The sequence below is a fragment of the Clostridium sp. YIM B02506 genome (genome assembly GCF_022324845.1).
GTDB lineage: Bacteria > Bacillota > Clostridia > Clostridiales > Clostridiaceae > Clostridium_T > Clostridium_T intestinale.
In genome coordinates this window covers 21,172-34,214 of sequence record NZ_JAKGTG010000002.1, presented here as the reverse complement: position 1 = coordinate 34,214, position 13,043 = coordinate 21,172, and the positions used below count along the sequence as shown (strand labels likewise).

The 13,043-nt window shown below is 31.2% G+C and carries 12 protein-coding genes; all 12 read left to right on the top strand.

Features of this window, described 5'->3' with window-relative positions; genetic code table 11:
• Nucleotides 1–2 precede the first annotated feature (2 nt).
• Nucleotides 3–1,259, top strand: coding sequence for a protein translocase subunit SecD (secD, locus tag L1S49_RS01920; protein ID WP_238902329.1), 1,257 nt, complete (start codon nt 3–5; stop codon nt 1,257–1,259).
• Between the two features lie 4 nt (nt 1,260–1,263).
• Nucleotides 1,264–2,112 carry a protein translocase subunit SecF gene (gene secF, locus L1S49_RS01915; RefSeq protein ID WP_021801340.1) on the top strand — a complete coding sequence of 283 codons (849 nt, stop codon included), beginning with the start codon at nt 1,264–1,266 and terminating at the stop codon, nt 2,110–2,112.
• A 287-nt stretch (nt 2,113–2,399) separates the two neighbouring features.
• Entirely contained in the window at nt 2,400–3,266 is an 867-nt protein-coding gene (locus L1S49_RS01910; RefSeq protein WP_073019931.1) for a DHH family phosphoesterase, read from the top strand.
• Between the two features lie 13 nt (nt 3,267–3,279).
• Entirely contained in the window at nt 3,280–3,798 is a 519-nt protein-coding gene (locus L1S49_RS01905; protein ID WP_073019929.1) for an adenine phosphoribosyltransferase, read from the top strand.
• A 107-nt stretch (nt 3,799–3,905) separates the two neighbouring features.
• Nucleotides 3,906–6,083 (top strand): bifunctional (p)ppGpp synthetase/guanosine-3',5'-bis(diphosphate) 3'-pyrophosphohydrolase, encoded by a 2,178-nt coding sequence (locus L1S49_RS01900; RefSeq protein ID WP_238902328.1) that lies wholly within the window; start codon nt 3,906–3,908, stop codon nt 6,081–6,083.
• Between the two features lie 16 nt (nt 6,084–6,099).
• Nucleotides 6,100–6,549 (top strand): D-aminoacyl-tRNA deacylase, encoded by a 450-nt coding sequence (gene dtd, locus L1S49_RS01895; RefSeq protein ID WP_238902327.1) that lies wholly within the window; start codon nt 6,100–6,102, stop codon nt 6,547–6,549.
• Nucleotides 6,550–6,561: 12 nt separating this feature from the next.
• Nucleotides 6,562–7,161: an MBL fold metallo-hydrolase gene (locus L1S49_RS01890; RefSeq protein WP_238902326.1), complete on the top strand. Its 600-nt coding sequence runs from the start codon at nt 6,562–6,564 to the stop codon at nt 7,159–7,161.
• 10 nt (nt 7,162–7,171) lie between these two features.
• Nucleotides 7,172–8,599 (top strand): coproporphyrinogen III oxidase, encoded by a 1,428-nt coding sequence (locus L1S49_RS01885; RefSeq protein ID WP_238902325.1) that lies wholly within the window; start codon nt 7,172–7,174, stop codon nt 8,597–8,599.
• Nucleotides 8,600–8,611: 12 nt separating this feature from the next.
• The gene (hisS, locus tag L1S49_RS01880) at nt 8,612–9,865 is read left to right on the top strand and encodes a histidine--tRNA ligase (RefSeq protein WP_238902324.1); all 1,254 of its coding nucleotides are present in this window, start codon (nt 8,612–8,614) and stop codon (nt 9,863–9,865) included.
• 16 nt (nt 9,866–9,881) lie between these two features.
• A complete protein-coding gene (gene aspS, locus L1S49_RS01875) occupies nt 9,882–11,663 on the top strand; it encodes an aspartate--tRNA ligase (protein WP_238902323.1) in 1,782 nt (593 codons plus the stop codon).
• A gap of 282 nt (nt 11,664–11,945) precedes the next feature.
• The gene (locus L1S49_RS01870) at nt 11,946–12,560 is read left to right on the top strand and encodes an acetate uptake transporter (RefSeq protein WP_181600775.1); all 615 of its coding nucleotides are present in this window, start codon (nt 11,946–11,948) and stop codon (nt 12,558–12,560) included.
• 192 nt (nt 12,561–12,752) lie between these two features.
• Nucleotides 12,753–13,022, top strand: a complete 270-nt coding sequence (locus L1S49_RS01865) for a metal-sensitive transcriptional regulator (RefSeq protein ID WP_021801350.1) — start codon at nt 12,753–12,755, stop codon at nt 13,020–13,022.
• The last annotated feature ends 21 nt before the right edge of the window (nt 13,023–13,043 follow it).

The following is a 13,043-nucleotide window of genomic DNA, read 5'->3' as shown; positions in this document are numbered from 1 at the left end:
AAATGAGAACAAAAGGAAAAGGCAAAAGCACTATATTGTTTTTATTAATCTGTGGGTTTATATTCCTTTTCAGTTATCTAGCGGTATTCGGGGCTGAGATAGCTGGATATGAATACATAAAACTTGACAAATCTATAACTAAAGGACTTGACCTTCAAGGTGGAATTTCTGTTCAAATGGAAATTTCAGGTGATGATGTATCTAAAGAGAATTTAGAAAAAACAAAAGAGCTATTATCTTTAAGAGTTAATAAGGTTGGAGTTTCAGAAACAGTAGTAAGTACTGAAGGTGATAATAGGGTAAGAATTGAGATTCCAGGTAAATATGACTCAAAAGAAATAGTTGATAGTTTAAATAAAACTGGAGAACTAAAGTTTGTGGCTCCAGATGAAGCAAAAACTGTAATATTAACTGGTAGTGATATTAAAAAAGCTACTTCATACATGAGTTCACAAGATAACCAACCTGTTGTTGGATTAGAATTAACAGAGGATGGAACTAAGAAATTTGCAGATGCTACTGCAAAGTATTTAGGACAACAAATATCAATATATATGGATGATGAAGTACTAACTTCACCAAAAGTTAATAGCGTAATTAATAACGGAGAAGCTACTATTACAGGAAATAGAAGTTTAGAGGAAACTAAAAGTTTAGCAGGAATAATAAATGCTGGGGCGCTTCCAGTACCTGTTAAAGTTGCATCTGTTCAAACAGTAGGAGCTCAATTAGGTGCAAGTGCACTTCCAAATGTTATTAAAGCAGGATTTATAGGAATAGCATTAGTATTTTTATTAATGATACTTTATTATAGAATTCCTGGATTATTATCATGTATTGCATTAACCCTTTATGTTACATTAGTTTTAACAATATTTGCATCTATAAAAGCTGCATTAACTCTACCAGGTATAGCAGGTTTCCTTTTAACTGTAGGTATGGCAGTAGATGCTAATGTACTTATATTTGAGAGAATTAGAGAGGAACTTAAAAAGGGTAAATCACCATTAAGTTCTATAAAAGAAGGTTTTGACCATGCAATGTCTTCTATAGTTGACTCAAATATAACAACTATAATTGCAGCTTTAGTATTATATTTCTTTGGTACAGGAGCGGTAAAAGGCTTTGCGACTACCCTTTTAATAGGTATAGTTATATCAATGTTTACAGCTATAGTTGTAACTAGGACATTAATGAATCTTGCGGCTAAAATGGGACTATTAAGCAAACCATGGTGCTTCAGGGTTAAAAGGGGGTAATGGCATGCTAAAGATAATAGAAAAAACTAAGATATGGTTTAGTATTTCACTTTTAGTTATTGTTTTAGGAATTGGATTTATGGTATATCGAGGTGGTTTAAACTTTGGTATCGACTTTATAGGTGGAAGTAAGGTTATTATTCAAATGCCTGATGATTTTACAAAAAGTGAAGTTGATGAAATAATTAAAAAATATGCAGAAGATGCTGTAACTAATACAGTTAATGATACACAATTAGAGGTTAAAGCTAAAGATTTTGATTCAACTAAAGTTTCTGAAATGATGAATGAACTTAAAGAGAAATATAAGTTAGAAGATGATGCTTTAGTATCTCAAGATGAAATAGGAGCTTCTGTTAGCAGTGAATTAACTAAAAACTCTCTTATTTCATTATCTATAGCAGTAATTGCTATGCTTATATATGTTGCTGTAAGATTTGAATTTAAGTTCGGAGTATCTGCTATAATAGCTTTACTTCATGATATTTTAATTACGGTAGCTATATATGCTATATTTAATGTTCCTGTTAATACCCCTTTTATAGTAGCGATACTTACTATAGTAGGATATTCAATAAATGATACTATAGTTATATTTGATAGAATAAGAGAAAATATTAATAAGATGCGTAGAAGTTCTCCAGCAGAAGTTGCAAATATAAGTGTTACACAAACTATGTCTAGATCAATAAATACAACATTAACTACATTATTTACTATAATAGCAGTTAATGTATTTGTACCATCAGTAAGAGAATTTACATTCCCATTAATTATAGGAATTGCATGTGGAGCATATTCATCTATATTTATAGCGAGTCCAGTGTGGGTAATGCTAAAAAATAGAAAATAATAAGCTTAAAAATACTTATTTTACAAAAACCTCCAGTATTTTTTACTGGAGGTTAACTATTTCTATGAAAAGTATTTGTAAAATAGGTTAAATTCATTTATAATATAGATGTTTTCTATCAGGTGAAGCTTAATTTTGGTGGATTATAATCCATGGAATTATGGTTAAACTTAACCATAAGCTTAGTGCTATAATAGACAAACTAATCAAATGAAAGTTATTCAAATATTAGATAAAATGTTATATTAATAGCATCTAGCCTTAGATAAATATGGAGGAGTTTAGAGATGAGCAAACAATGGGAGCAGATTTATCGCCCGAATTATATATCAGGATATAATCCCTTTATAATAAAAAATATGAATAAAGCCATAGAGAAACTAGTAGACGCTATAAACTCTAGGAAAAAGATTGTAGTTTATGGACGATGTGATGTAGATGGTATTTGTGCTTTATCTTCTCTAATTCTCATACTTAAATATTTAAATGGTGATGTAGAATATTGTATCGAGGAAACCTCGAATTCTGAGCATATTATAAAAGAAGAGGATATAAAAAATAGAATACACTTTTTAGGAGCAGATTTACTGATTACTGTTGGATGTACCTTTAAGAGTACAAAGGAGTTGGAACTCTGTGAATCTTTGAATATAGAAACAATTGTACTAGAAAACATAAAACCTAAGAAAGTATATAACACAATTTACATAAATCCAAATCAAATAGGATGTTCATACAGATATAAAAATTTATCAATTTCTGCTTTAACCTTTAAACTTATGCAGGCTATAGCAATATACTATAATATGAAAAGTATAAATAGGTACTTAGATCTGATTTTCTTAGGCAGCGTTTATAACGCAAGTGAAGAAACTGGTGAGAATAAGGTTTTTTTAAAGGAAGGACTTACATATTTAAAGCAAACAGATAACTATGGATTAAGCTCAATTCTTGAGTATTTAAATATAGAAGCCATAGAAAAACATAACATAGATAGTATTTTAGAATTACTTAAGCCTAAAAGCAGCTCAGTTAGCAAAATGGATACTGCAAAAATAGTAGTTGAGCTTTTAACAACTTCTGATAAAGATAGGGCTGAGCAGATTGTTAAATATCTTAATTTTGAGAAAAAAAAATTATCTACAATTAATTAGGGGGATTCATAAAATGGATTTAAAAGAAAAAGTAAGAATAATAGAGGACTTTCCTAAAGCAGGTATAAGCTTTAAAGATATAAGTACTTTAATTGGAGATGGGGAAGCGTTTAGATATTCTATTGACCAAATGGTAAGTTATTTAAAAGATAAAAATGTAGATTTAATAGTTGGACCAGAAGCAAGAGGATTTATATTTGGAGTTCCTGTAGCTTATGCTTTAGGAGTGGGTTTTGTACCAGTTAGAAAACCTGGTAAACTTCCTTATAAAACAACAAAGATAGAATATGCTTTAGAGTATGGTACTGATGCATTAGAGATTCATGAAGATGCTATTAAACCTGGACAAAGAGTAGCTATAGTTGACGATCTTTTAGCTACAGGTGGAACTATAGAAGCGGTTACTAAACTTGTTGAAAAAGTTGGTGGAGAAGTTGTTTCTCTAAACTTTGTTATTGAATTAGAAGAGTTAAAAGGCAGAGATAAATTAGTAGGTCATGATATAATGACTTTGCTTAAGTATGATATTTAAATTTCTTGAAAAACAATATCTGTTGATATATAATATAAGTTAAATATGGCTGGTATAAATACCAGCCTTTGCATTTAATTATATTATTTTAGGGGAGAGTAATCCATATGCTTGATAACTTAATGAAAAAAATCAATATAAATTGCAATAACATAGATTGTTCTCTAGTAGAGAAAGCATATAATTTGGCTAATGAGGCGCATTCAAGTCAAAAAAGAGAGTCTGGAGAACCGTACATAATTCATCCATTAGATGTTGCAGGCATTTTAGCTGAACTTGGTATGGATACGAATACTATTGTAGCTGGATTACTTCATGATGTAATTGAGGACACCGAATATAGTCATGCTGATCTAGAAAGACTTTTTAATAAAGAAGTTGCAGACTTAGTTGAAGGGGTAACTAAGCTTGGACAGATAAAATATAAGTCTAAAGAAGAACAGCAGGCTGATAATGTAAGAAAAATGCTTTTAGCAATGGCTAAGGATATTAGAGTTATCATAATAAAGCTTGCAGATAGGCTTCATAACATGAGAACTTTAAAATACATGAGCGAGGAAAAGCAAAAACAAAAGGCGAAAGAAACTTTAGATATATATGCACCTTTAGCTCATAGATTAGGTATATCAAAGATTAAATGGGAGCTAGAAGATTTAGCTTTTAGATATATGCATCAACAAGAATATTATGATCTTGTTCATCAGATAGCAGAAAAAAGAAAAGAAAGAGAAGCTTTTATTGATGATATAATTCAAGAAATGAAGGATAAGCTATCTCAATCTGGAATTGAATCGGATATAGAAGGAAGACCAAAACATTTTTACAGTATCTATAAAAAGATGGTTAACAAAAACAAAAGCATAGAGCAGATTTTTGATTTAACTGCCATTAGAATTTTAGTTAATTCAGTTAAAGACTGTTATGCTTCTTTAGGGATAGTACACACTATATACAAACCTATTCCAGGTAGATTTAAAGACTATATAGCCATGCCTAAACCTAATATGTATCAATCACTACATACAACAGTTATAGGACCACAAGGAAAAACCTTTGAGATTCAGATTAGAACCTTTGAAATGCATAAAACAGCTGAGTATGGTATAGCAGCTCACTGGAAGTATAAAGAAGGGGATAACTCTAAGGGAGAAACTTTTGAACAAAAGTTAACTTGGCTTAGAGATATGCTTGAATGGGGTAAAGAGACCTCAGATGCAGAAGAATTCATAGAAGGTTTTAAGATAGATTTATTTTCCGATGAGATATTTGTTTTTACGCCTAAAGGAGTTGTAATAAACCTTCCATCAGAATCTACGCCTATTGATTTTGCTTATAAGATACATACTGATGTTGGAAATAGATGTGTAGGTGCTAAAGTTAATGGAAAGATGGTTCCACTTGATTATAACTTAAAAACTGGTCAGATTGTAGAGATTATGACTAGTGCAACAGCTAAGGGGCCTAATATAGATTGGGTAAGTATTGTTAAGAGTAATCAAGCAAAAAGCAAGATAAAACAATGGTTTAAAAGAGCTCAAAGAGATGAGCATATATATAAAGGAAAAGAGTTAATTGAAAAAGAAGCTAAAAGACAGGCTGTAACTTTTTCTGAACTCACTAAAGGAGAGTTATACGAAAAATTCTTAAAGAGATATAATCTCCACAATCAAGAAGACATATATGCAGCAGTAGGAACTGGAGTAGTATCAGCTTCTATGGTTTTAGGAAGACTTAAAGAAGAAGTAGCTCCAGATGATAAACAGGTTTTAGAAAATATTAATAAAACCATTGAAGAAAATGCTGCTAAAGCACAAAAAATGAAAAACATTAATAAGTCTTATGGAATAACCGTTAAAGGCTTAAGTAATATAATGATAAGATTTGCAAAATGTTGTAATCCTGTACCTGGGGATGACATTATTGGATACATAACTAAAGGTAGAGGTGTTTCAGTTCATAGAAAAGATTGCTTAAATGTTAAAGAACTTGAAGATAACGAAGAAACAAGAATAGTTGAAGTAAACTGGGGTGTTTCTAAAGGAACAGCTTATACAGCTGAACTTCAAGTAGAGGCAGAAGATAGAATGGGTCTACTTGCAGAAGTTATGCTGATTTTAAGTGAAGCAAAAATTAGTGTAAATGCAGTAAATGCTAAAACCCTAAAAGGAAACCTAACTGTTACTAACATAAAAATCAAAATAGATAGTATAGATCAGCTAAAAGATTTAATGAAAAAGTTAAGAAAACTTAAAGGTGTTCTTGATGTTTATAGAATGAATAACTAAAGGAAGTGCTAAGAGTTTGAGAGCGGTAGTACAAAGAGTTAAGAGAAGTAGTGTTAAAGTTAATGGAGAGACAATAGGTGAGATATCAAAAGGCATCAATGTGCTAGTTGGTATAACTAAAGACGATAATCTAGAAGATCTTAAATATATTAAAGAGAAGATTTTTAATTTAAGAATCTTCTCTGATGAAAATGATAAAATGAATCTTTCTGTAAAGGATGTTAAGGGAGAACTTCTTATAATATCCCAATTTACTTTGTATGGAGATGCAAGAAAAGGAAGAAGACCAAGTTTTATAGAAGCCTTAGGTGGAGAAGAAGCTGTAAAACTATATAATGATTTTATAGAGCTTTGTAAAATAGAAGGCCTTAAAATTCAAACTGGAGAGTTTGGAGCTGATATGGAAGTAGAGATAATAAACGATGGACCTGTTACCTTACTTCTAGATAGTAAAAAGAATTTTTAGGAGGAATGAACTATGCTAATAAAAGGAGTTGAAGCTGGTCAACTTGGAGCTAATTGTTACATCATAGTAAATGAAGAAACAAAAAAAGGCTTTATAATAGATCCAGGTGGAGATGCGGAATATCTAAACAATATAATAAACTCTTTAGGAGCTAAAATAGAAGCAATACTTTTAACTCATGGGCATTTTGACCATGTAGGTGGAGTTGTTGACATGAAAAACTTAACTGGAGCTCCTTTTTATATTTGCGAAGATGAGATAATTTATATGGATGGAGCTTATGTTTTTGGTAAGTTACCTAAAGCAGATAAATTAATCAAAGATGGAGATGTTTTAAATCTAGCTGGTTTCGAAGTTAAGTGTATTCATACGCCAGGACATTCGCCAGGAGGAATTAGTTTTCTTGTAGATAATGTCCATCTTTTTTCAGGAGATACTTTGTTCCAACTAGGTGTTGGAAGAACAGACTTTGATGGTGGAGATTCAAGAACTCTTACAAAAAGTATAAAGGAAAAGTTATTTGTACTTGATGATAATGTAGTTGTATATCCAGGACATGGACCTAAATCCTCCATAGGATTTGAAAAAAAGAACAATCCTTTCATAAGATAGGAGAGAAATGATGGCAATTAACATAGAACTTAATGATGAAAACTTTAGATACGATGTATTTCTAATATTTAATATCTTTTATCTACTTGAAGATGTTTTGATAAATAAGTCAGAGACTAATGAGTTTAAGGTTTTTATTGAATCAGACAAGATGATATTAAGTCATAAGGATTATGAAAAAGCTTATGAGCTTGAGGAAAACAAGAAAGAATCCATAAAAAGAGGTGTGTTTAAATTCTTAACTGAAGTTACAGGAGAAAAACATCCTTGGGGGACAATGGTTGGTATAAGACCAAGCAAAATAGCATCATCTCTACTTAAAGATGGAAAAAGTGAAGATGAGATTATAGCCACTTATAAAGAGTCATATTTAGCTTCAGCTGAAAAAAGCAAGTTGTGTATTGAAGTTGCTAAAAGAGAAGAGAAGTTTTTAAAGAGTAGTAAAGACCAAGTTAGCATTTATGTAGGAATGCCTTTCTGCCCAACTAGGTGTCTTTACTGTTCTTTTGCGTCTAATCCTATATCAGCTTGTAAGAAACAAGTACCAACTTATTTAGAGGCTTTGAAGAAAGAAATAAATGCTATAAACGAATATATCTTAAGTAAGTCGATTAAAGTCAACACTGTTTATTTTGGAGGAGGTACTCCTACTTCCGTAAACAATGAAGATTTTGAGGATTTGATGAAGGTTATATATGAAAAGATCATAACTCCTTTTAAACCTTTAGAGTTTACAGTAGAGTGTGGAAGACCAGATTCTATAACTGAAGAGAAACTTATAACTATGAAAAATTATGAAGTATCTAGAATAAGTATAAACCCTCAGAGTATGAACAATGAAACTCTTCGTACTATAGGTAGAGGTCATACAAAAGAAGCTGTAGTTGAGAAATTTAACTTAGCTAGAAAGTTAGGTTTTGAGAATATAAACATGGATATAATAGTAGGACTTCCAGGAGAAGGAATACAAGAAGTTAATAATTCTTATAAAGAAATAATGGACTTAAAACCAGATTCTTTAACAGTTCATGGCATGTCTATAAAACGTGCATCAAGGTTACATGAAGAATTAGTTTTAGGAAGAAAACTTTATAGACCTAAACAAGAAGAACTAAAAGAGATGTACGATAAAACAAGAGAGCTATCAGAAGAGTTAGGAATGAACCCTTACTATATGTATAGACAGAAAAATATGGTTGGAAATATGGAGAATATAGGTTATTCTAAAGAGGGTAGTGAATGTGTTTATAATATAGTTATGATTGAAGACATAGAAACTATAATAGCGTTAGGAGCAGATGCAGTATCTAAAGTTGTTTTTAAAGATGAAAATAGAATAGAGAGAACTGCAAATGTTAAAGATGTTAATGAGTACATTAACAGAATAGATGAGATGATAGAGAATAAAATTAGTTTACTTAATACCTTATATAAGTAGGGAGGATATTTAATGGAGAAGATTCAAGCGCCAAAAGGTACTAAAGACATGTTGCCTAAGGATGGGTACAAGTGGCATTTTGTAGAAGAGAAATTAAAAAAGTTATCTGAGGAGTATGGAATTAAGGAGATAAGAACTCCTATTTTTGAACATACAGAACTTTTCTTAAGAGGAGTTGGAGAAACAACTGATGTAGTTCAAAAGGAGATGTATACTTTTTTAGATAAGGGAGAAAGAAGTATAACTCTTAAGCCAGAGGGAACAGCTCCAGCTGTAAGAGCATTTATAGAAAATTCTATTTATGCAGATCCTCAGCCAACAAAACTTTGTTATTTTACACCTTGTTTTAGATATGAAAAGATGCAAAAGGGAAGACTTAGACAGTTCCATCAATATGGGATTGAAGTTTTTGGAGCAAAAGAAGCTTCTGTAGATGCAGAGGTTATATCTTTAGCAATGAGAGCTTTAGATGAGTTTGGAATAAAAGGTTTAACTTTAAACATAAATAGTCTTGGATGCCCTAAATGTAGACCTAATTTTAATAAGGCATTAAGAGAATTTTTAGAAGCAAACTATGACGGTCTTTGTGAAACTTGCAAGGGTAGATTTGAAAAAAATCCTATGAGAATTTTAGACTGTAAAGAAAAGAAGTGTAAGGAAATCACTAAAAATGCTCCTGTAATTTTAGATTTTTTATGTGATGAATGTAATGATCACTTTGATGATTTAAAGAAGTATCTTGAAGTTATGCACATTAACTATCAAATAGATTCTAAAATAGTTAGAGGTCTTGATTACTATTCTAAAACCGTTTTTGAAATTATAAATAAAGATATTACTGTTTGTGGTGGTGGAAGATATGACTACCTAATAAGCGAAATGGGCGGTCCTGAAACTCCAGCTATAGGTTTTGGATTAGGACTTGAAAGACTTCTTTTGACTTTAGAAGAAGAGGGAATAGAAATTCCTGTGCCAAATTACATGGATATTTTTATAGGTTCAATTGGAGATGCGGCTAGATTAGAAGCTTTTTCATTAACTTATGAACTTAGAAAACTTGGAGTTAAGTGTGAATGTGATCACATGAAAAAGAGCGTAAAAGCTCAGATGAAACATAGCAACAGAATAAATGCATCATATTCAATGATATTAGGTGAAGATGAAATAACCAACAAAACTGCAAAGCTTAAGAGAATGAGTGATGGAGAAATATTCGAAGTTAAGTTAGATTCCTTAGAGGAAATTAAGAATATAATAGTAAAGTAATTAGGAGGACAAAAGCATGGGTGAAGCCTTAAATGGATTAAAAAGAACCATTATGTGTGGTGAACTTAGAGAAGAACATATAGGCAGTAAAGTTACTGTTATGGGATGGGTTCAAAGAAATAGAAATCTAGGTGGATTAGAATTTCTTGATTTAAGAGATAGAACTGGAATTTTACAAGTAGTTTTTGGTGAAGAGATAAATAAAGAAGCTTTTGAGAAGGCTGACAAAGTAAGAACGGAATATTGTATAGCTGTATCTGGAGAAGTTATTAGAAGAGAATCTCCAAATGCAAATATGCCAACAGGTATGGTAGAACTTAAAGGAGAATCTATTAAGATATTATCAGAATCTGAAACTCCTCCTATATACATAAAGGATAATTTAGATGCAGCTGAAAATATAAGACTTAAATATAGATATCTAGATTTAAGAAGAGGAGATATGCAAAAAATCTTCATGATTAGAAGTAAAGCAACTAACTCTGTTAGAAACTATCTAATTGATAATGGATTTTTAGAAGTTGAAACTCCTATGCTTACAAAAAGTACACCAGAAGGTGCTAGAGACTACTTAGTTCCTTCTAGAAACTATCCAGGAATGTTTTATGCACTTCCTCAATCACCACAATTATTTAAACAATTACTTATGGTGTCAGGATTCGATAAGTACTTTCAAATAGTTAAGTGTTTTAGAGATGAAGATTTAAGAGCAAACAGACAACCAGAATTTACTCAAATAGACTTAGAGATGAGTTTCGTTGAGCAAGATGATGTTATAGCTGTTAATGAAGGTTTAATTCAAAAAGTATTTAAAGATGTTATAGGAGCAGATGTTAAACTTCCTATAAGAAGAATGGTTTATAAAGAAGCTATGGAGAAATACGGTTCAGATAAACCTGACTTAAGATTTGGAATGGAAATCACTGATTTAACTGATGAAGTTAAAGCTTGCGATTTTAAAGTGTTTAAAGATGCAATTGAAAATGGCGGTTCAGTTAGAGCTTTATGCTTAAAAGGTGGAGCTTCCATGGGAAGAAAAGATATTGACAGATTAGGTGAATTCGTTAAGACATTTAAGGCTAAGGGATTAGCTTGGATTCAATTAAAAGAAGATGAAATAAAATCTCCTATATCAAAATTCTTAAAAGAAGAAGAAATGAATGCTGTAATTGATAAGATGAAGGCAGAAAAAGGAGATATGATATTAATACTAGCAGATAAAAATTCTGTAGTATTCCAAGGACTCGGTCAATTAAGATTAGAACTTGCTAAAAAGTTTGACTTAATTAAGGATAAAAATGAATTTAATTTCTGCTGGATAACTGAGTTCCCATTATTTGAATATGATGAAGAAGAAGGAAGATATTTTGCAGCTCACCATCCATTTACATCACCTATGGACGAGGACATTGAGTTCTTAGAGTCAGAACCTGGTAGAGTTAGAGCTAAAGCATATGACTTAGTTTTGAATGGTGAAGAACTTGGTGGAGGTTCTATAAGAATTCACGATAGTTCTCTTCAAGCTAAGATGTTCGAAGTTTTAGGATTTACGAAAGAAAGCGCTTGGGAGAAATTCGGTTTCTTACTTGAAGCATTTAAGTATGGTCCACCACCACATGGAGGATTAGCTTTTGGACTTGACAGAATGATAATGTTCTTAGCTGGAACAGATAACATAAAAGATGTTATTGCCTTCCCTAAAAACCAAAATGCTTTCTGCCCAATGACAGAAGCACCTAATGTTGTAGATGAAAAACAATTATCAGAACTAGGTATAGCTAAGATAAATGTTGAATAATTAATGAAAATCCAGTCTCTTATGAGGCTGGATTTTTTTGCTTATATATTTAAAATCTTCAAGGTTTAAAATTTTAACCCTATATAATGAAAAAATGAAAATATAACCTTTGACAAGTTCGACAAATTTTGATAAATTATACTCTGGATTTATCTGATGTCTAGTCACTGTAAAACTTCCAGTAATATGGAAGATAACAGTGACACGACCCTAGATAAGTTCAACTAAGATTCAGATGCCTGAATCAAGTTTCACTTAATAAATAAAATAATGGGGGTAACCATGAACAATCAAACACAAAATGTAAAAATCCTAAATGCAGATCCGTCAGCATTAGGACTATTTGGACTTGCTATGGTAACAATCGTAGCTTCTTCACAAAAACTTGGTTTAACAGATGGAGTATCTTTTGTTTTACCTTGGGCAATTTTCTTAGGAGGATTTGCGCAATTATTTGCTTGCTTTAATGATTCAAAAAGACAAAATGTTTTTGGAACAACGGCTTTTGGAGCCTTTGGTTTCTTTTGGCTTGCAGTAGGAACATCTTGGATGATAAAAAATGGAGTATTTGGAGCTGCTTTAGCTTCAAGCGTAGATCCTAAACAACTTGGATTTGCATATTTAGGATATTTAATATTCTCAATTTTTATGACAGTAGGAGCAATGGAAACACATAAGGTTTTATTTATAATATTTGTTTTAATTGATTTCTTATTTGTAGGATTAACTCTTTCATCTTTTGAAATAGCTACAGAGTTTACACATAACTTAGCAGCCTACTCAGAACTGTTAATAGCATTATTTTCTTTTTATGGTTCTGCAGCAGCAGTGCTTAATCCACACTTTGGTAAAGTATTTTTACCAGTTGGAAAACCATTTGGAATATTTAAAAAATAATGAATAAAACCTTAGAATACATTAGATTTGTGTTCTAAGGTTTATTTTTATAGATATATAGACCTAATCTATTATTGCATAAAATAATGATTATAATATATACTAGTTATATACCAGGTATGGGTATAGCGGCTCCTGTTATATAGATAGTAAATTTATAATAGCGAGACAATATATAAAGGAGATGATTTTATGGAAAATGATGAAGCTTTGAAGAAGAATATATTAACACGATTAAAGCGAATTGAAGGCCAAGTTAAAGGTATTCAAGGAATGATAGATAAAAACGTATGCTGCTCAGATGTTTTAGTCCAAATATCAGCTATAAGAGCTGCTATAAACAAAGTAGGAGGACTTATTCTAGAAGACTATGCTAGAAATTGCATAGGTATAGAAGAAGGCAGCGATAACGAAGAGGGATTAGAAAATTTAATAAAAACCTTAAATAGTTTTGTAAAATAAAAAAAATAGAATTGACGGTGT